Raw genomic sequence first — 17,989 nt, 5'->3', positions numbered from 1 at the left:
TCCATGAGCAAGACCGACACGACGGACACGACCGACGCGGCGGACGCGAACCCCGCGGCCGGTGACGAGGCGGCGGGCGCCGACCTCTCCACCGCCCCGCGGGAGGAGACCGTCGGCGGCCCCACCCTCGGGGTCGTCGGCTGGATCCGCTGGTTCTGGCGCCAGCTCACCTCGATGCGGGTGGCGCTGATCCTGCTCTTCCTGCTCTCCCTCGGCGCCGTCCCCGGCTCCCTCATCCCGCAGACCAGCGCGGACGAGATGAAGGTCGCCGACTTCAAGAGGGCGCACGAGACCCTCACCCCGCTCTACGAGAAGCTCCAGCTCTTCGACGTCTACAGCTCGGTGTGGTTCTCCGCGATCTACATCCTGCTCTTCGTCTCCCTCATCGGCTGCATCGTCCCGCGCACCTGGCAGTTCGTCGGCCAGCTCCGCGGCCTGCCGCCGGGCGCCCCGAAGCGGCTCACCCGCCTGCCCGCGTACACGACCTGGCGCACCGAGGCCGGCCCCGAGGAGGTCCGCGAGGCGGCCCTCGCCGTCCTCAAGGGCCGCCGCTTCCGGGCCCGTACCGCCGGTGACGCCGTCGCCGCCGAGAAGGGCTACCTCCGCGAGGCCGGCAACCTGCTCTTCCACCTCGCGCTCATCGTGATGCTGGTGGCCTTCGCCTGGGGCCAGCTCTTCAAGTCCGAGGGCGGCAAGCTCGTCGTCGAGGGCGACGGCTTCTCCAACACGCTCACCCAGTACGACGACTTCAAGTCCGGCTCCCAGTTCGGCGTCGACGAGCTGGAACCGTTCAACTTCACCCTGGACAGCTTCACCGGTACGTACGAGAAGAGCGGCCCGCAGCGCGGCACCCCCCGCACCTTCGAGGCCGCCGTCACGTACACCCAGGGCGACGGCACGGACAAGAAGGCGGTCATCCGGGTCAACGAGCCGCTGAAGATCGGCGACTCCAAGGTCTACCTGATCGCCCACGGCTACGCGCCGGTCGTCACCGTCAAGGACGGACAGGGCAGGACCGTCTACCGCGGCGCCGTCCCGCTCCTGCCCATCGACAACAACATCACCTCCACCGGCGCGATCAAGGTGATGGACGGCTACCGCGACAAGAACGGCGACAAGGAACAGCTCGGCTTCAAGGCGTTCTTCGTGCCGACCTTCGCCGGAGCCGGCAAGGGCAGCATGTTCTCCCAGTTCCCCGGGCTCGACTTCCCCGTGATGGCCCTCACCGGCTACCACGGCAACCTGCGCGTCGACTCCGGCCTGCCGCAGAACGTGTACCAGCTCGACACCTCCAAGATGACCCAGTTCAAGGTCGACGGAGGCACCGGAGTCGCCCAGCGGATGCGGCCCGGCGAGACCATGACCCTGCCCGACGGCGCCGGCTCGATCACCTTCGAGAAGGACATCAAGGAGTGGGCGAGCTTCCAGGTCTCGCAGCAGCCGGGTAACGGCCTCGCCCTCACCGGCGCGGTCGCCGCGATCGCCGGACTCACCGGCTCGCTCTTCATCCAGCGGCGCCGGATCTGGGTCCGCGCCGTCCGCGGTGAGGACGGCATGACCGTCGTCGAGATGGCGGGCCTCGGCCGCAGCGAGTCCGCCAAGCTGCCCGAGGAGCTCGCCGATCTCGCGGTCGCGCTCACCGCCCAGGCGCCCCCGGCGCCGGAACCTGCCGAAGCCGAAGCAGAAGCATCAGAAGGGGTCGAGAAGTGATCCTCGCCGCCGAGACCAACGCGAGCCTGGCGCAGATGAGCAACACGCTCGTCTACTCCTCGATGGCCGTCTACACCCTGGCCTTCCTCGCCCACATCGCCGAGTGGGTGTTCGGCAGCCGCAGCAAGGTCGGCCGCACGGCCGCCGCGCTGACGGACGCCGGGACGGCCGCGGCCGCCACCGTGTCCGTGCGGGTCAAGGGGGCCGGGGGCACCACCGTCCTGGACCGGCCGAAGGTCGTCACCCGGTCCGCCGCCGGCGCCCGCGACGTCCCCGACGGCCCCGGCGCGGCCGGCGGCACCGTGAAGGGCGACCTCTACGGCCGGATCGCCGTCTCGCTGACGGTCCTCGCCTTCGCGATCGAGGCGGCGGGCGTGGTCTCCCGCGCGATCGCCGTGCAGCGCGCCCCCTGGGGCAACATGTACGAGTTCTCCACCACCTTCTCCACGGTGGCGGTCGGCACGTACCTCGGCTTCCTGCTCGCCAAGAAGAACGTCCGCTGGATCGGCCTGCCGCTGGTGACCACGGTCCTGCTCGACCTGGGCCTCGCCACCACCTGGCTGTACACCGAGAGCGACCAGCTGGTGCCGGCGCTCGACTCGTACTGGCTGTGGATCCACGTCTCCACCGCGATCTTCTGCGGCGCCGTCTTCTACCTCGGCGCCGTCGCCACCCTGCTGTACCTCTTCCGCGACTCGTACGAGTCCAAGCTGGCGAGCGGCGGCCAGCCCGGCTCCTTCGCCCGCTCCGTCCTGGAGCGGCTGCCCTCCGCGGCCTCCCTCGACAAGTTCTCGTACCGGGTCAACGCGGCCGTCTTCCCGCTCTGGACCTTCACGATCATCGCGGGCGCGATCTGGGCCGGCGACGCGTGGGGCCGCTACTGGGGCTGGGACGCCAAGGAGGTCTGGTCCTTCATCACGTGGGTCGGTTACGCCGCCTACCTGCACGCCCGGGCCACGGCCGGCTGGAAGGGCCGCAAGGCCGCGTACATCGCGCTCATCGCCTTCGGCTGCTTCCTCTTCAACTACTACGGCGTGAACATCTTCGTCACCAGCAAGCACTCCTACGCCGGCGTCTGAGCTGGCACGGGCCCCCGCGCGGGGCCACGCTGGAGGTATGAGCGAGATACCCCGGGGCAGGAGCGAGACCCACGACGGCGACACGCACCTGCTGCGGTACGTGATCGAGCTGCCGCACCCGCAGGCGGTGGTGTGGGCGATGGTCGCGGCGCCCGAGGGACTGCCGTCCTGGCTCTGCGCGGCGGACCCGCTGGAGCCGAGGCTGGGCGGCAGGGTCGTCCTGCGCTGGCTCAACGGCGACACCGAGGTCGCGGGGCGGGTGACCGCCTGGGACCCGGACCACGTGGCCGAGTACACGGTCGGCGCCCCGCACGGACGGATCCGGTTCCATCTGGAACCGACCGCCGACGGGGCGTCGACCGTGCTGCGTTTCACCAACGAGTTCCAGGGCGACCGGGAGCTGCTCCTCGACTGCATGGCCGGCTGGCACGACCACTTCGAGCGGCTGCGGGACGCGCTGGACGGCTCCCCCACGGACTGGCGCCAGTGGACGACCGGACGCTGGGGCGAGCTGCGGGAGCTGTACGCGAGGGACGCGGCGCCCTGGCCCAAGTGGGTGCCCTGACGGCACGTCCCCGGGCCGCGCCTTCCGGAGAACAGCGCGTCCGGGCAGCCGCCCGCCGCGTGGAGGGCGGCGGCCACGCCGGTGACCGGGTCCGTTCCGGCGGGCACGGAAGGAGACGGCGCGCTCGTGGGTCTCCTCCCGCCGCGGGGGTCATCCGTCGGCGCGGGCCCGGCGGCGGGTGTCCAGCCGGTCGCGCAGGGTGAGCCGGCGGCGCCGGTCGCGGCGCTCGCGGACCCGCCGGTCCAGTTCCTCCATCAGCCGGCGGCCCCGGTGCTCGGGGTCGAGTTCGTCGAGGATCCGGTCGACCTCGGCGAGCAGCGCCCCGTACAGCTGCCATCGGCCGGGGTCGGCGAGGGCGAGGGCGAGGAGGCGTTCGGCGGCGTCGTCCCGGCAGGCGCGGGCGGCCCGCAGCTCGCCCGCCAGGCGGGTCTCCGCGGCCTCGGCGCCCTCGCTGCCCCGCGCGGTGACGAGCACGGCGAAGCTGACGAGGGCGTCCGCGGTGTACTGGGCGGTCTCCCGGACGGAGAGGGCGGCCCGGTCCGGCAGCAGCGCGTCCCCGGCGCGGTGTTTCGCCAGGTCGGTGAGGGTGCGGGCGAGGACCCGGAGGACGACGGCGCAGATCTCCAGGGTGTCGAGGCCGGTGCGCAGCACGACCCCGTGGAGGAGGCCCTCCTTGACGCGGGGGTTGAGCCGCAGGCTGTCCTCGGCGGTGCGCAGCGCCCCGTCGACGTCGGCGACGTCGTTGTCGAGGCGGCGGGCCTCGTGGAGGCGCTCGGCGGCCTGCTCGACGGGCGGTGCCCCGGTGAACTCGTCCGCCACGTCGAGGAGCAGCAGGCGCATCCGGCGGGCGAGGTCCTCGATGGAGTCGCCGGCCGTGTCGACCCAGACGGGCGGGACGAGGAAGAGGTTGAAGAGCATGCCGACGACGGCGCCGATGAGGGTCTCCAGGACGCGGTCCCACGCGGTGTCGGAGACCTGCGTGACGCCGAGGACGAGCATGGCGCTGATGGCGACCTCGGGGACGAACTCCTCGACCCGGACGAGCCGCCCGACCAGCAGCGAGGCCAGGATGACGAGGGCGAGGCTCCACCAGGAGAGGCCGACGACGACGCTGAACGCGATGGCGATGAGGACGCCGACGACGACCGAGTTCACCCGTCGGAGGCTGGTGGTGAGGGTGGAGTAGAGCGTGACCTGGACGACGAGGAGGGCGGTGAGGGGGGCCGTGAGGGGGACCGGTTCGCTGCTGAGCCGCAGCGCGACGACGTAGCTGAGGGTGGCCGCCGCCGTGGACCGGACGGTCTGCACGGCGAACGGGTCGCGGCGCAGGCGCGCGAGCCGTCCGTCGTCCCGGTCGTGCCGTCCTCCGTCGCGTGCCACGTTCCACCTCGTCCCGTCGGCCGCCCCGGAGGGGCCCTCTGGACGACCGCCTGCCCGGACGGCCCCGCGCTCATGCGCGGGTGCGTCCGGGCGGACGAGGGATCACCCCCGCTTAGGTGGCAGGCAGCTCGTCGTCGGGGGCTCGCCCTCCGGCCAGGCGGTCTGGACGAAGCGCTGGGTGCCGTCGGGGGCGAGCTCCACGATGGGGACGGCCTTGTTGTACGGGTTGCCGTGGTTGTCGAGACAGATCCAGCCGCTCGCGCCCTGGACCCGCAGCGAGCCCTTGACCTGCGGCCACTGGGTGCCGACGTCGGCGAGTTCCGGGTAGGGGGCGTCGGCCGGGGTGGCCTGGCGGATCGCGTGGACGGCCGTCGCCATCGCGTCGTACGCGACGATCGCCTGCCCGTCCCTGAGCGGTATCGGCCGGGGGTCGGCGCGGGCGATGTCGGTCAGGAAGGTCCGGAAGGCGACGACCGAGCCGCCGGTCGTCGGCACCGGCCGGCCGGGTGCGGGCCTCCAGGCGTCGGGGTGGGCGAGGGCGGCGTACCGGACGGTGAGCTTCTTGCCGAGGGCCGAGCGGTTCAGCTTCTCGTCGGCGCCGAGGTACGAGCCCTCGTCGCCGGTCAGGACGGTGAAGGCGCGGTCGGCGCAGCCGCGGGAGCCGAGCGCGTTGATGAACTGGCGCAGCTGGGTGTGGCGGCCGGCGAAGAAGACGGTCTCGGCGCGGGTGTCGCAGATCAGATGGGTGATCTGGCGGAAGGTGTTGGCGGTGGTGCCCTCTTCGGTGTTGTCCTTCGGCGAGGTGTAGAGCTGCGGTTCGTAGGGGGCGCCCTTGAGGGAGTCGGCGAAGGCCGTCCGCAGGGTGTCGATGTAGTGGTCGCCGGTGCGGGAGTCCTGGACGAGGATCGCGCGGGCCGCGTCGACCCTGCCGAAGTCGGCGAGGGCACGGGCCTCGTCGCTGTTGGTGGGGGAGACCCGGGCGAGGCCGGGGAAGCGGTCGCGGCCGGGGCCGTTGGCGAGGTCGTCGGCGGTGATGGTGGTGCCGACGACGGCGATCCCCGCGCCGGTCAGGGCGGTGACCGCCTCCCGTACCTCGGCGGAGGAGGTGGCGACGCCGGAGACGGCGCGGAGCCGGTCGGGGGCTCCGGTCATGGTGACGAGCCGGTCGACGACCGTGCGCCAGTGGGCGTTGCGGTTGCCGGTGTTGGCGAGGACGAGCCGGATCTTGGGGGTCTCGCTGTTGGACTCGTGGTTGGCCCGGTACTGGTAGGCGTAGGCGCCCTGGAGCTCGCGGAGGATCTTCTCGCGGGTGCCGGGGTCGGTCGCGGTGAGGGGGAGCAGGACGGCGACGGTGGCGTACTCGCCGGCCTTCAGGGTGCCGTTCTCGCGTCCGATGGCGCCGGTGATCGCGGAGAGGGCGGGGACGCCGAAGGCGTGTCCGTCCCCGTTCACGCCGACGCACTCCGCGCTGCCGGAGGGCCGTTCGACCCCGGCCGCGCAGGAACGGTCCTCCGGTTGGAGGAACTTCAGCAGGCCCCAGCCGCCGAGGCCGACGACGAGGGCGGTCACGAGGAGCAGGGTGAGGAGCTTCTGCCGGGGCGTCCAGAAGAAGCGGCGGCGCAGCCGGTCGAACATGGCGTCAGACTCCGTCCTCGCGCCCGGGCGGCAGCGAGAGCTCCCGCCAGGCGCGGATGTCCCGCGGCCAGTGCCCGGCCGCGTCCCACAGTGGACCGCTGCCGGTGAGGTGACGGCCGGAGAGCCGGCGCAGTTCGTACGCGAGCCGGTCGGCGACCTCCTCGTCGGGCAGCGCGAGCGGATCGGTGAGCAGCCATACGGCGTGCAGCAGCCGCCGTACGGAGAGGTGCAGTTCGGCGGCGTCGGGCCCGAGCCCGTCGGGCAGCGCCGGCTCGGCCTCCTGGCCGAGGGCGACGGCCCGGCGCGGGTCGGGTCCGGTGCGGTCCCGCTCGCGCGGGTGGGGGGCGGCGGCGACGAACCGCAGCAGGCCGAGCCAGCCGAGGACGTCGGGGCCGGGGAAGGTGAGCCGGAGGTGGGCGACGGCCTCCGCGGTGTCGCCGAGCGCCAGGTCGTGGTGGAGCCGGTACGGGCCGGGCTGCGGTCCGTAGTGGCGGCGGAGGGTCTCGTGGACGGCCCGCCAGGCGGAGTAGTGCGGGTGGTCGGCGTCCTCGAAGCGGAGCCGGTGCAGCAGCAGGGAGCGCAGCAGCGGGTCGCCGACGAAGTGGCCGGGGTGCTCGGACCAGTGCTCGGCGCGGAGCCGGTCGCGGACGCGGAGGGCGACGTCGCCGTCGAGGGACTCGGCGGCCAGCCGGGCCTGGGCGAGGCGGCGGGCGGACTCCTCGTCGTGGGCGGCGGCGAGGACCGCGTACGGGCCCGGTCTGGGCACCGGCAGGAGGGCGGCGAGGAGGGCGGGGGCGACCGGCACGGGCGCGGAGTCCTCGCGGAGCTCCACGGTGCGGTCGAGGAGGCCGCCGGGGGTGAGGCCGGCGCGGGCGGCGGCCGGGGTCTCGCCGGCGGCGCGGGCGAGCAGGTCGACGCCGAGCGGGCGGCCGCCGGTGAGCCGGTGGACGGCCCGGGAGAGCGTGGCGGGGGCGCTGCCGACCGGGTCGTGGCGGTCGAAGGCGGCGCGGGTCTGGGTGGGAGTGAGCGGGGTGAGCTCGACGGCGAGGAGGCCGGAGCCGATCCGGCCGGTGCGCGGGCAGGGCGCCTGGTGGGCGGTCTCGGGCAGCCGGGCGCGGGTGGCGTGGCGCAGCACCTCGTGCTCGTGCGGCCGGGAGGCGGCGAGGACGACGGTGTGGTCGCGGCGGCCGTCGGAGCGGGCCCGCAGAATCGGTTCGACCAGGGCGCGGCCCACGGGCTCGTGGGCGTTGTCGAGGAGGAGCAGGGGTCTGCCCACCCGGCTGCCGCGGCGCAGCCCGGTGTAGGCGCGGAACAGGTCCTCGGTGAGGGTGAGGACGAGGAACGCCTCGGCCTCCTCGCGGCGCGGTCCGCCCTGCGCGAAGTCGACGGCGAGCTGCTGGAGTCCGGCGCGGCCGCGCCCGCCGGCGGTGCGGTAGCCGCCGAACCACTCCTCGGGGGCCTTCCTGAAGCGGCTGAAGAACTCCTCGACGACCGTCTCGACGGTGGCCTCGGCGACCAGCCCGGCGAAGGGGGCGCCGGCCTCGGCGGCGGTGCCGGCGAGCTTGGCGAGGACCCGGCCGACCCAGGAGGCGGCGGCCGCGCGCCCGGCGTCGACGGTGGCGAGCAGCGGTCCGAGCCGCAGCAGGTCCCGGCGGGCCCGCTCGTCGTCCTCCCGGGTCCAGCCGACCGAGGTGACGGCGACGAGCCCGAGCGCCAGCCGCGGAAACGGTACGGCCCTGACGGCGTCGGTCCGCCGCCCGAGCTGCACGGAGAGCTCCGCCAGCGCACCGGTGACCGGGGACCAGCCCGCCCCGTGGTCGGCCGGCTCCTCGACGCGGGCGCAGTCCAGCAGGGCGAGCGGGGTGAAGTCGCGGTAGCGGTTGCGGACCTCCTTGAGCAGCACGGTCTTGCCCATGCCGCGCCCGCCGGTGAAGACGGTGACCGGCGGGTCCTCGCCGTGCTCGAAGGGCACGCGCCCCTGGCCGTACGGTCCGAGTCCGATGAGCCGCGCGGCCAGTCCGCGAGGATCCAGGACCGCCTCGCGGCCGTACAGCTCTCTGTCCACCCGCCACCCCCGTCGCAGTCAACTCCAGGATAACGAGCGCGTGTTGGGAACAGGAGAGGACAGGGTGCGCTTTTCGGGTCTGTTGCTGAGGCGTTGTCAATCCGTGGCGATGGCGTCGAGTTGTGCCCGCAGGTACCGGTGGGACTCGATGCCGTTGATCGTCGTGCCGGGCGTGCACTCGTAGAAGTACACCAGTGACATCAGCTCCTCCTCGGGCGCGTCGGCCGGCGGCGGCAGTACCCGGTGCCGCCCCGAGCGCCACCTGCCGCCGGTCCAACCCGCCATCAGATCACCGATGTTGACGGTGAAGGCCGCGGGGTCGTACGGCGCGTCCCGCCAGCCGCCGGCGTCCGTGAAGACCTGGAGCCCGCCCTTGCCCGCCTCCCGGTCGAGCACGGTGACCGTGCCGAAGTCCGTGTGCGGGCCGATCCGGAACTGCCCCGGCTCCGGGACGCCCGTCCGCTCCCGCCCCGGATACCAGTTGATGTTGAAACCGAAGGTGGGGTGTCCGGTGTGCCGCGTGAAGAAGTCCCGCTCCTCCCCGAGCGCCACCCCGAGCAGATCGAGCACCCGGTCCGACAGCGTCCTCATCCGCGCGAGATACGCCTCGACCAGGGCCCGCAGCTCCGGTACCTCGGCCGGCCAGACGTTCGGCAGGAACCACTCGGCGTCCACCGCCGGATCACCCGTCGGCTCCTGCGCCGCGAAGGACAGCGACTCCTTCAGGTCGGGCGGGGTGGCCGTCCCCTCCGCGTACCCGTTGGCCTCCGCGCCCGGCCCGAGCCACCCCCGCCCGCCGACCCGCACCGCGTACGCCTCCTTGGCGGCGGCCGGCAGACGGAAGAAGGTCCGCGCCGCCTCCCGGATGGCGCTCCGCAGCCCCGGCTCCACCCCGTGCCCGGTGACCAGCAGGAACCCCGCCTCGCGCAGTGCCCGGTCGACGGCGGGCAGCTGCGGGGCCGGGTCGCGGGAGAGGTCGATCGTGGGCAGGGGCGCGGTCTCACTCGTCACCGATGTCCTCGTTCCAGAGAGCGGGGTGGGCGGCGGTGAACTCCCGCATCAGGGCGACGCATTCGGGGTCGTCGAGCACGACGACCTCGACCCCGTGCTCCGCGAGCCACTCGTGCCCGCCGTGGAAGTTCTCGGCCTCGCCGACGACCACCCGCGAGATCCCGAACTGCCGCACCAGCCCGGAGCAGTACCAGCACGGCGACAGCGTGGTCACCATCGTCGTCCCCCGGTACGAGCGCTGCCGCCCGGCGTCCCGGAAGGCGGCCGTCTCGGCGTGCGTGGAGGCGTCCCCGTCCTGCACCCGCCGGTTCCGCCCCCGCCCCAGCAGTACCCCGTCCGCCCCGTAGAGCGCCGCCCCGACGGGGATCCCGCCCTCGCCGAGCCCGGCGCGGGCCTCGTCCAGGGCGGTGCCGAGCCACCGCCGTGCCTGTTCCGGATCCATGCGGGAAGCCTTCCCCGCCGGACCGGTCCCCTCACGCCCGGCGCGCGGGTCTCACACGAGCGCTTCGGCGGCCTCCTCGTAGGGGAAGAGGGCGAGCGGGGCCTCGTTCCGGAAGAAGGCCGTCGCGCGGGTCATCGCCCCGGCGTCGGCGCGGATGCGGCCGGGGCGGCTGGCGGTGCCGGTGAGGACGCCGCCGAAGCGCATGCGGAGGTAGGCCGCCGAGTGGTGGAGGGTGGTCGTGAGGCCGTCCGCCACCTCGTGTTCGTCGTGGGCCATGGCCGTCACCCCCCACAGCGTGCCGCCCGCCATGCGCTCCTTGAAGTCCGAGTCCGGCACGTTCAGCCAGCCCGACCAGTAGTCGAGGTAGCGCTTGGCCTGCGCGGAGAGGCTGTACCAGTACAGGGGGGAGACGACGACGATGTCGGTGGCCTCCGCCGTGGCCTTCAGCAGCAGCGCCTCGGCCTCGCCGACGTGGTGGCCGCCGGTCTCGTGGCGGCCGTCGCGGAAGTCCGGCAGGGGGAGGTCGTTCAGGTCCACCCAGTGCTGCGGCGTGCCGGCGGGCAGGTGGGCGGCGGCCTCGCGGGCCAGGAGCTCCGAGTTGCCGTCGGAGCGGGAGCTGCCGAGGACGAAGAGGAACGAGCGGTCCGGGCGGTCCGAGCCGGGGGTCGTGTCGAGGGACATGGATGCTCCTGGTTCGTGGATGCGCGCGGGCCTGTTCCCCTGCCAACTGGCCTTCGCGCGCGGGTATTCCGCCTCCGCCCATCGATTCTTCCGATCGGCGCCATCGGAAGGACGCCCCACCGGCCCGTGGACCGGGTCCCGCCCCGCTTCGTAGCGTCGGAGGCATGAGAAACGAGACCAGGGGAACCCTCGAACTGACCCTCGCCATGGTGCTGTCGGGCACGCTGGGCGTCTTCGTCGTGGAGTCGGGCGCCTCGCCCTTCGAGGTGGTGTTCTTCCGGTGCCTCTTCGGGGCGGTCGCGCTCGGGCTGTACAGCCTGGCGCGGGGCTACTTCACCGGGCACGGCTTCACCGCGCGGTCGTTCGGGCTCGCCGTCCTCGGCGGTGTGTTCATCGTCTTCAACTGGGTCCTCCTGTTCGAGGCCTACGCCGCCACCTCCATCTCGCTGGCCACCGTCGTCTACCACACCCAGCCGTTCTTCCTGGTGCTGCTCGGCGCGCTCCTGCTGCGGGAGCGGATCCCCGCCGGGAAGCTGGGCTGGCTCGCGGTCGCCTTCGCCGGGCTCGTCCTCGTCTCCGGGGTGCGGCCGGGGGACACCGGGTCGCTCGCCGGGCTCGGGTACGCGCTGGCCGCCGCCGTGCTCTACGCGCTCGCCACCTTCGTGACCAAGCGGATCACCGGCGTGCGGCCGCACCTGATCGCCCTCGTGCAGGTGGTGGCCGGGGTGCCGCTGCTGCTGCCCTTCGCCGACTTCGGGGCGGTGGCCGGGCTCGGGGCCGGGTGGGTGTGGCTGGCCGGCCTCGGCCTGATCCACACCGGGCTGATGTACGTGCTCATGTACGCCGCCTACGCCAAGCTGCCCACCCCGAAGATCGCGGTGCTCGCCTTCACCTACCCGGCGGTCGCGATGCTCGTCGACTGGGCGGTGTACGGGCACCACATCGGGCTCGTGCAGGCGCTCGGCGTCCCGCTGATCGTCCTGGCCAGCCTGAAGGTCACTCTCGGCCGAGCCGCCGCGCCTGCTCCACGAACAGCCGCACGTGTGCCGGAAGCCGCTTCCCCCGCCGCCACGCGAGCTGCGTGAAGAGGGTGAACGGCGGCTCCCAGTCGAGCGCCACCAGCGCCCCGGACGCCAGCTCCTCCTCGACGGTGATCCGGGGCAGCAGCGCGATCCCGAGCCCCGACGCCACCGCCCGCTTGCTCGCCTCGATCGTGCCGAACTCCAGGAACTCCGCTCCGGAACCCGCCAGCTCCGCCTCGAAGAGGTCGCGGTAGGCGCAGCCCGGCTCGGTGCCGACCAGGGCCGTGCGGGCCAGGTCGGCGGTGGCCGGCGCCGTGCGGGCCGCCGCCAGCGGGTGGCCCGGGGCGGCGACCAGGGCCAGCGGCTCCGGCGCCAGGACCTCCGTCTCCAGCCCCTCGTGCTCGGTCTCGGCCTCCATGAGGAAGCCCAGGTCGTACGTGCCCTGCCGCAGCGCCTGCCGGGTCGCGTCGCCGAGCGTGGGGCGCAGGGCCAGGCGGACGGCCGGGTGGCGGTGGTGGACGTACTCCAGGAGCGGCGGGAGCCGGTAGGTGGTGAGGGACTCCATGGTCCCGATGGTGATCGTCCCGGCGGGCTCCCCGGCGGCGACGGCGGCCCGGGCCTCCTCGGCGAGCTCGGCCATGCGGCGCGCGTACGGCAGCAGCCGCCCGCCGGCCTCGGTGAGCCGGATGCGGCCGCCGAGCCGCTCGAAGAGCTCGGTGCCGAGGGAGGTCTCCAAGGTTCTGACCTGCGCGGTGACGCTGGACTGGGCGTAGCCCAGCTCGGCGGCGGCGCGGGTGAAGGAGAGGACCTCGGCGACCTTCTCGAAGGTCGCCAGGAGCCGCAGCTCCATCAGACGGACCTTCCGGAGGGGGTGCGCGGGGTCCTCACGCGTCCTTCTCCTCGTCGCCCTCGTCGCGGCGCTTCAGCTCGTCCTCGCGGCGGCGCAGGTCCGCCTCCCAGTCCTCGAACAGCGCCTCGTCCCGCTCCTTCTTCTCCTCGGAGAGGGACTTCAGGAACTCGGGGTTGTCGTCCGGGGCCACCCAGCCGCCGCGACCGCCCCGGCCGCCGCCGCGTCCGCCGCCCACCGTGCGCCGGGTCTTGCCGGCGAAGAGCCACACGATCGGTCCGACGACCCAGAACAGCAGGATGATGATGACCCAGACCACCTTGGGCAGGTGCTTGACCTCGTCCTCGGGGGTGTTCAGGCAGTCGATGAAGGCATAGATCGTCAGCGCCAGCGGCAGGATGAACATCAGCGCCCTGAGCATGTGGAACAGCCCCCTGGAAACGGTGGCGGGGGCGCGTCGAGTCGGCCCCGGTGACAAGTCCAGCCTAGCCGGTGACCGATACTTGCCCGTATGGCTTACGACGATCTCCGCTCGCTGCTCAGGGCGCTGGAGCGCGAAGGCGACCTCAAGCGCATCAAGGCCGAAGTCGACCCGTACCTGGAGGTCGGGGAGATCGTCGACCGGGTGAACAAGGCAGGAGGGCCCGCGCTTCTCTTCGAGAACGTGAAGGGCTCCTCCATGCCCCTCGCGATGAACGTGTTCGGCACGGACCGGCGGCTCCTCAAGGCGCTCGGCCTGAAGTCGTACGGGGAGATCGGCGAGAAGATCGGCGGGCTGCTCAAGCCCGAGCTGCCGCACGGCTTCGTCGGCGTCCGCGAGGCCTTCGGCAAGCTGGGCTCGATGGTCCACGTGCCGCCGAGGAAGGTGAAGGACGCCCCCGTGCAGGAGGTGGTCCTGACCGGCGACGACGTCGACCTCGACCGGCTGCCGGCGCTCTTCACCTGGCCCAAGGACGGCGGCTCCTTCTTCAACCTGGGCCTCACCCACACCAAGCACCCCGAGACCGGCGTGCGGAACCTGGGGCTCTACCGGCTCCAGCGCCACGACAAGCGCACCATCGGCATGCACTGGCAGATCCACAAGGACAGCCGGAACCACTACGCCGTGGCCGCCGAGCGCGGCGAGCGGCTGCCGGTCGCGATCGCCTTCGGCTGCCCGCCGGCCGTCACGTACGCCTCCACCGCCCCGCTCCCCGGCGACATCGACGAGTACCTCTTCGCCGGCTTCGTGCAGGGCAAGCGGATCGAGATGGTCGACTGCAAGACCGTCCCGCTCCAGGTCCCGGCACAGGCCGAGGTCGTGATCGAGGGCTGGCTGGAGCCGGGCGAGATGCTGCCGGAGGGGCCCTTCGGCGACCACACCGGCTTCTACACCCCGCAGGAACCGTTCCCCGCGCTGACGATCGACTGTGTGACGATGCGGAAGCGTCCGCTGCTCCAGTCGATCGTGGTCGGCCGGCCGCCGACGGAGGACGGGCCGCTGGGGCGGGCGACGGAGCGTTTCTTCCTGCCGCTCCTCAAGATCATCGTGCCGGACATCGTCGACTACCACCTGCCGGAGTCGGGCGGCTTCCACAACTGCGCGATCGTCTCGATCGACAAGAAGTACCCGAAGCACGCCCAGAAGGTCATGCACGCCATCTGGGGCGCCCACATGATGTCGCTGACCAAGCTGATCATCGTGGTCGACAAGGACTGCGACGTGCACGACCTGCACGAGGTGTCCTGGCGGGCCCTCGGCAACACCGACTACGCCCGCGACCTGACGGTCGTCGAGGGCCCGGTGGACCACCTGGACCACGCCTCCTACCAGCAGTTCTGGGGCGGCAAGGCGGGCATCGACGCCACGAGGAAGCTGCCGGAGGAGGGCTACACCCGGGACGGCGGCTGGCCGGACATGGTGGAGTCGGACCCGGCGACGGCGGCCCTGGTGGACCGCCGCTGGAAGGAGTACGGGCTGTGATGACCACGGCCGCCGTGCCCGGCGCCGAGCCGGGCCGCACGAAGGCGTTCCTGCGGCTCGTGATGATCGAGCACTCGGTCTTCGCGCTGCCCTTCGCCTACATCGCCTCGCTCACCGCGATGTTCCGGCTGGACAAGGAGATCCACTGGTGGACGCTGTTCCTGGTGACGGTGTGCATGGTGGGGCTGCGGACCTTCGCGATGGCCTGCAACCGGATCATCGACCGGGAGATTGACGCGCGTAATCCCCGGACGGCGGGGCGCGAGCTGGTCACCGGCGCGGTGTCGGTGCGCTCGGCGTGGACCGGGGCCGGGATCGCGGTCGTCGTCTTCCTCGGCGCGGCCGCGCTGCTGAACCCGCTCTGCCTGGCCCTGGCGCCGCTGGCCGTCATCCCCATGGTCGTGTACCCGTACGGCAAGCGGTTCACGAACTTCCCGCACGCGATCCTCGGCCTCGCCCAGGCGATCGGCCCGATCGGGGCCTGGCTCGCGGTGACGGGCGAGTGGTCGTGGGACGCCGTGATCCTGGGGCTCGCGGTCGGCGTCTGGATCGGCGGCTTCGACCTGATCTTCGCCTGCCAGGACGTGCAGGCGGACCGGGCGCACGGCGTGATGTCGGTGCCGGCCCGCTTCGGCATCCCGGCGGCGCTGTGGGGTGCCCGGGTCTCCGCCGTCGTCACCACGGGACTGCTGGTCTGGTACGCGCTCGCCACGGACGCCGGCCTCTTCTTCTGGGTCGGTCTGGTGATCGTCGTCGCGGCCTTCTGCTACGAGCACTCGATCGTGAAGCCGCACGACCTGTCGCGGCTCAACAGGGCCTTCTTCACGACGAACGGCTTCATCGGGATCAGCCTCTTCGTCTGCGCCCTGCTCGACCTGCTGGTCCGCGGGCTCACCCCTTAGGCTCGGCGCCATGAACGACGGCAAGCGCACCCCGTGGGTCGTGGGGGTTTCCGGGGCGTCGGGGACGCCGTACGCCGCTTCCGTGCTGAGGGGGCTGCTCGCGGCGGGGGAGAGCGTCGACCTGGTGGTGTCGCGGGCCTCGCGGCTCACGCTGCTCGACGAGACGGGGATCGCCTTCCGGGACGCGCACTGGCGCGAGGACCTGGCGGCGTGGCTGGCGCGGGGGGCCGACGGGAAGCCGGACGCGTACGGAGCCGTGGACGTCGGCGACGTGCGCTACTGGGCGGCCGGGGACCTGGCGGCGGGGCCGTCCTCGGGGTCGTACCCGGCGAAGGGGATGCTGATCGTGCCGGCCTCGACCGCCTCGGTGGCGGGAGTGGCGCTCGGTCTGTCGAAGGACCTCTTGCAGCGGGTGGCGAGCGTGACGCTCAAGGAGCGGCGTCCGCTGGTGGTCGCGGTGCGGGAGACCCCGCTGAGCGGACAGACGCTGAAGCAGATGGTGGCGCTGGACGAGGCGGGCGCCGTGGTGCTGCCCGCCTCTCCGGCGTTCTACGCGGGGGCGACGCACATCCAGGATCTGGTGGACTTCGTCGCGGGGCGGGTGCTCGACGCGGCGGGGGTGCCGCACGAGCTGTACCGCCGGTGGCGGGGGGAACTCGGAGGAGGAGCTCCGGGGGTTCCCCGTGCCGGTTAGCGCTTCTTCGCGGCCTTCTTCACGGCCCGCTTCGATGCGGTGGTGGGCTGGTGGGCACGCGAGCGGTTGGCCAGGTCCTGCAGCTCGCGCATACGGGCGTAGGCCATCTCGATCGTGTACACGGTGTCCTCACTCCTGAAAGATCGTCTTTGATCCACTGAAAGATTCGCAGGGCTGTGACCCTGCATGCCTTAGATTCTACACCTAAACTTGCGGTATCGCTGGACAATGGAAGGTCGTATACCTATGGACGCCGTGGACAGGCAGCTCATCCAGGCCCTGCGCGAGAACGGCCGCGCCTCGTACGCCGAGCTGGGCCGGCTCGTCGGGCTCTCCGGCCCCTCCGTCACCGACCGCATCAACCGCCTGGAGGCGGCCGGGGTCATCACCGGCTACCGCGCCACCGTGGACGCCGCCTCGCTCGGCCTCGGCGTCACCGCCCTCATCGGCATCTCCCTCTCCGACGCCGCCGACCACGAGGACGTGGCCCGCCGGCTGAAGGACCTCGCCGAGATCGAGGACTGCTGGTTCATCGCCGGCGACGACTCCTTCATGCTCAAGGTCCGCGCCAACGACGTCGACGGCCTGGAGAAGACGATCCGCCGGCTCTCCGGCACCAAGGGCGTCTCCCGCACGCGGACCACGATCGTGCTCTCCACCAAGTGGGAGAACCGGGTCGGAGAGCTGCCGGAAGAGGACTGACGCGAAGCGGCGATGGGGGTACCTCCCGCCCGAAGGGCGGGGGAGTACGGTGGGCGAAGCCTGATTTCGTCGGATACATGGGAGGCGGCCGCATGGACGCGGGGCTCAAGCGGGAGCTGGAGCAGAAGGTGCTCGCCGGGGAGCGGCTGAGCCGTGAGGACGGCATCGCCCTCTACGACTCCGACGACCTCGCCTGGCTCGGCGGTCTGGCCCACGAGGTCAGGACCCGCAAGAACGGCGACGTGGTCCACTTCAATGTCAACCGGCATCTGAACATGACCAACGTCTGCACCGCCTCCTGCGCCTACTGCTCCTTCCAGCGCAAGCCGGGCGAGAAGGACGCGTACACGATGCGCATCGAGGAGGCCGTCCGCCTCGCCAAGGCGATGGAGAACGAGAACCTCACCGAGCTGCACATCGTCAACGGGCTCCACCCCAACCTGCCCTGGCGGTACTACCCGCGCTCGCTGAGCGAGCTGAAGAAGGCGCTGCCGAACGTCTCGCTGAAGGCCTTCACCGCCACCGAGATCCACCACTTCGAGACCATCTCGGGCATGTCGGCCTCCGACATCCTCGACGAGCTCATCGAGGCGGGTCTGGAGTCGCTGACCGGCGGCGGCGCCGAGATCTTCGACTGGGAGGTCCGGCAGCACATCGTGGACCACCGCACCCACTGGGAGGACTGGTCCCGGATCCACCGCCTCGCCCACGAGAAGGGCCTGAAGACCCCCTCGACGATGCTGTACGGGCACATCGAGGAGCCGCGCCACCGCGTCGACCACGTGCTGCGGCTGCGGGAGCTCCAGGACGAGACCGGCGGCTTCCAGGTCTTCATCCCGCTGCGCTACCAGCACGACTTCGTGGACATGCAGGACGGCAAGGTCCGCAACAGGCTCCAGGCGCGGACGACGATGGCGACCGGCGCGGAGGCCCTGAAGACCTTCGCGGTCTCCCGGCTCCTCTTCGACAACGTGCCGCACGTCAAGGTCTTCTGGGTCATGCACGGCGTCCAGACCGCCCAGCTCGCGCTCCAGCACGGCGCCGACGACATGGACGGCTCGGTGGTCGAGTACAAGATCACGCACGACGCCGACAACTACGGCACGCCGAACAAGCTGGGCCGCGAGGACCTGCTGGAGCTGATCCGCGACGCCGGCTTCCGGCCGGTCGAGCGGAACACCCGGTACGAGATCATCCGCGAGTACCCGGGCCCGGACGCCGGGCTGCGGGAGTCGCCGCAGCCGATGCGGGTCTGACGTCCTCGTGAGAAGAGGCCCGGCGGGGGATCCCC

18 protein-coding genes are annotated in these 17,989 nt (G+C 72.3%); 9 read left to right on the top strand and 9 right to left on the bottom strand.

Translation table 11 applies throughout. The features are described from left to right. Positions 1-3 precede the first annotated feature (3 nt). Genes ACFQ8C_RS22525 through ACFQ8C_RS22515 form a run of 3 tightly spaced genes read left to right on the top strand, consistent with a single transcriptional unit; the run spans position 4 to position 3,354 of the window. The gene (locus ACFQ8C_RS22525; RefSeq protein WP_383460366.1) at positions 4-1,710 is read left to right on the top strand and encodes a cytochrome c biogenesis protein ResB; all 1,707 of its coding nucleotides are present in this window, start codon (positions 4-6) and stop codon (positions 1,708-1,710) included. After that, positions 1,707-2,789: a c-type cytochrome biogenesis protein CcsB gene (gene ccsB, locus ACFQ8C_RS22520; protein ID WP_383460363.1), complete on the top strand. Its 1,083-nt coding sequence runs from the start codon at positions 1,707-1,709 to the stop codon at positions 2,787-2,789. The genes ACFQ8C_RS22525 and ccsB overlap by 4 nt, the downstream gene beginning before the upstream one ends. 37 nt (positions 2,790-2,826) lie before the next feature. Continuing rightward, a complete protein-coding gene (locus tag ACFQ8C_RS22515) occupies positions 2,827-3,354 on the top strand; it encodes an SRPBCC domain-containing protein (RefSeq protein ID WP_383460360.1) in 528 nt (175 codons plus the stop codon). 150 nt (positions 3,355-3,504) lie between these two features. On the opposite strand, the gene ACFQ8C_RS22510 is transcribed toward ACFQ8C_RS22515, so the two are convergent. The 6 genes from ACFQ8C_RS22510 to ACFQ8C_RS22485 all read right to left on the bottom strand — a co-directional run bounded on the left by ACFQ8C_RS22510 (position 3,505) and on the right by ACFQ8C_RS22485 (position 10,568). Continuing rightward, positions 3,505-4,734, bottom strand: a complete 1,230-nt coding sequence (locus ACFQ8C_RS22510; RefSeq protein ID WP_383460357.1) for an aromatic acid exporter family protein — start codon at positions 4,732-4,734, stop codon at positions 3,505-3,507. 102 nt (positions 4,735-4,836) lie between these two features. After that, positions 4,837-6,369 (bottom strand): ABC transporter substrate-binding protein, encoded by a 1,533-nt coding sequence (locus ACFQ8C_RS22505; protein ID WP_383460354.1) that lies wholly within the window; start codon positions 6,367-6,369, stop codon positions 4,837-4,839. 4 nt (positions 6,370-6,373) lie between these two features. Then, positions 6,374-8,434, bottom strand: a complete 2,061-nt coding sequence (locus ACFQ8C_RS22500; protein ID WP_383460351.1) for a hypothetical protein — start codon at positions 8,432-8,434, stop codon at positions 6,374-6,376. Positions 8,435-8,530: 96 nt separating this feature from the next. Continuing rightward, the gene (locus tag ACFQ8C_RS22495; RefSeq protein ID WP_383460348.1) at positions 8,531-9,445 is read right to left on the bottom strand and encodes an isopenicillin N synthase family dioxygenase; all 915 of its coding nucleotides are present in this window, start codon (positions 9,443-9,445) and stop codon (positions 8,531-8,533) included. Next, positions 9,435-9,887, bottom strand: coding sequence for a nucleoside deaminase (locus tag ACFQ8C_RS22490; protein ID WP_383460345.1), 453 nt, complete (start codon positions 9,885-9,887; stop codon positions 9,435-9,437). Before ACFQ8C_RS22490 ends, ACFQ8C_RS22495 begins: the two co-directional genes overlap by 11 nt. A 51-nt stretch (positions 9,888-9,938) precedes the next feature. Beyond that, complete coding sequence (locus ACFQ8C_RS22485) at positions 9,939-10,568, bottom strand: flavodoxin family protein (protein ID WP_383460342.1); 630 nt, start codon at positions 10,566-10,568, stop codon at positions 9,939-9,941. Between the two features lie 164 nt (positions 10,569-10,732). On the opposite strand from ACFQ8C_RS22485, the gene ACFQ8C_RS22480 reads away from it, so the two are divergent. Further along, positions 10,733-11,653, top strand: a complete 921-nt coding sequence (locus tag ACFQ8C_RS22480; RefSeq protein ID WP_383460339.1) for a DMT family transporter — start codon at positions 10,733-10,735, stop codon at positions 11,651-11,653. Here ACFQ8C_RS22480 and ACFQ8C_RS22475 read toward each other — a convergent pair. Both ACFQ8C_RS22475 and ACFQ8C_RS22470 read right to left on the bottom strand, forming a co-directional pair. Continuing rightward, the gene (locus tag ACFQ8C_RS22475; protein WP_383460336.1) at positions 11,565-12,440 is read right to left on the bottom strand and encodes a LysR family transcriptional regulator; all 876 of its coding nucleotides are present in this window, start codon (positions 12,438-12,440) and stop codon (positions 11,565-11,567) included. The genes ACFQ8C_RS22480 and ACFQ8C_RS22475 overlap by 89 nt on opposite strands. Positions 12,441-12,474: 34 nt before the next feature. Continuing rightward, positions 12,475-12,858, bottom strand: coding sequence for a PLD nuclease N-terminal domain-containing protein (locus ACFQ8C_RS22470; RefSeq protein WP_383460333.1), 384 nt, complete (start codon positions 12,856-12,858; stop codon positions 12,475-12,477). Positions 12,859-12,948: 90 nt separating this feature from the next. On the opposite strand from ACFQ8C_RS22470, the gene ACFQ8C_RS22465 reads away from it, so the two are divergent. Genes ACFQ8C_RS22465 through ACFQ8C_RS22455 form a run of 3 tightly spaced genes read left to right on the top strand, consistent with a single transcriptional unit; the run spans position 12,949 to position 15,996 of the window. Next, positions 12,949-14,400, top strand: a complete 1,452-nt coding sequence (locus ACFQ8C_RS22465; RefSeq protein ID WP_383460330.1) for a menaquinone biosynthesis decarboxylase — start codon at positions 12,949-12,951, stop codon at positions 14,398-14,400. Then, complete coding sequence (gene mqnP / locus ACFQ8C_RS22460; RefSeq protein WP_383460327.1) at positions 14,400-15,302, top strand: menaquinone biosynthesis prenyltransferase MqnP; 903 nt, start codon at positions 14,400-14,402, stop codon at positions 15,300-15,302. Before ACFQ8C_RS22465 ends, mqnP begins: the two co-directional genes overlap by 1 nt. Before the next feature lie 10 nt (positions 15,303-15,312). After that, positions 15,313-15,996: a UbiX family flavin prenyltransferase gene (locus ACFQ8C_RS22455; RefSeq protein WP_383460325.1), complete on the top strand. Its 684-nt coding sequence runs from the start codon at positions 15,313-15,315 to the stop codon at positions 15,994-15,996. Here the strand turns inward: ACFQ8C_RS22455 and ACFQ8C_RS22450 are convergent. Beyond that, positions 15,993-16,118, bottom strand: coding sequence for a hypothetical protein (locus ACFQ8C_RS22450; RefSeq protein WP_360609572.1), 126 nt, complete (start codon positions 16,116-16,118; stop codon positions 15,993-15,995). The two genes, ACFQ8C_RS22455 and ACFQ8C_RS22450, sit on opposite strands and share 4 nt — an antisense overlap. A 124-nt stretch (positions 16,119-16,242) precedes the next feature. On the opposite strand from ACFQ8C_RS22450, the gene ACFQ8C_RS22445 reads away from it, so the two are divergent. Together ACFQ8C_RS22445 and mqnE are read left to right on the top strand one after the other, a co-directional pair. After that, positions 16,243-16,698: an Lrp/AsnC family transcriptional regulator gene (locus ACFQ8C_RS22445; RefSeq protein WP_030219133.1), complete on the top strand. Its 456-nt coding sequence runs from the start codon at positions 16,243-16,245 to the stop codon at positions 16,696-16,698. A 92-nt stretch (positions 16,699-16,790) separates the two neighbouring features. Further along, entirely contained in the window at positions 16,791-17,954 is a 1,164-nt protein-coding gene (mqnE, locus tag ACFQ8C_RS22440; protein ID WP_383460430.1) for an aminofutalosine synthase MqnE, read from the top strand. Positions 17,955-17,989: the final 35 nt, after the last annotated feature.

The sequence above is a fragment of the Streptomyces sp. NPDC056503 genome (genome assembly GCF_042794995.1).
In the GTDB taxonomy this organism is placed as follows: domain Bacteria; phylum Actinomycetota; class Actinomycetes; order Streptomycetales; family Streptomycetaceae; genus Streptomyces.
The sequence above is the reverse complement of the archived record's forward strand: the minus strand, read 5'-3'. Positions and strand labels throughout refer to the sequence as shown.